The organism is Vibrio sp. 03_296 (assembly GCF_002265885.1).
In genome coordinates this window covers 1-776 of the sequence record NZ_NPKW01001123.1, presented here as the reverse complement: position 1 = coordinate 776, position 776 = coordinate 1, and the positions used below count along the sequence as shown (strand labels likewise).

Here is a 776-nt window from a genome sequence, read left to right as displayed (position 1 = left end):
TTGACAAGTCCATATCCACGACATGCTGCATACCATAACGACGGATGAACATGGTGGCTTTGTTTATGGCGTCGTGACAACTTCGATTTGGGCGGTATCCAAAGCTTGATGGATGGAACTGCTCTTCGAAAATAGGGGTTAAGAGGTCGTTTAGGGTTTGTTGGACAACTCTGTCCCGAACTGTCGGGATGCCAAGCAATCTCACTCCACCGCCGTCTTTCGGGATTTCTACCCGTCTGACCGGCTGTGGTTGGTACTGCTTGGTTTTGAGTTCAGAGAGGAGTTGGTCAAGGTTATCACTCAGATTTGAGGCGAAGTCGCTCAGGCTCTGCCTATCTATTCCGGCCGCGCCTTTCGCTTTACACACCTTTTTAAATCCTCTGTATAGTCGCTCTTTATTGAGCAAGTGACCGTACAGACTGTAATAAACTCTCAACGTCTCTCCTTGGGTTGTGTGCTGTGTGGGGGCAGGATGCTTTCTTCAGTGTCGGTTTGTTTCACTTTGCTGTTTAGCTTTCTAGCTCAATGGCAATTGACTAAAGTGAGCCAAAGTTACTCCCGTGCACGGTTTCTCGTTGTCGTCTTCTGCTTCCACAGGTGACCACGCCGGAATACCCCGATAGCGAATCGGTTTGGGTGCCACTAAAAAAAAACATCTGCTCATCACAGACTTAAAGTGTACTTCCTCCCTTCGCAACACTCGCTTGCTTTTGGCAAATGCGGTGCCCCATCAGACGCGATGCTAATGGTCAGCTCGGTTTTCTCCTCCACGCCAT

At 49.1% G+C, this 776-nt stretch carries 1 protein-coding gene; it reads right to left on the bottom strand.

Annotated features, from left to right (window positions below; all coding sequences use genetic code 11):
• On the bottom strand, positions 1 to 436 hold a 436-nt coding region (locus CIK04_RS30245; protein WP_325206033.1), incomplete at its 3' end, for a reverse transcriptase domain-containing protein.
• Positions 437 to 776: the final 340 nt, after the last annotated feature.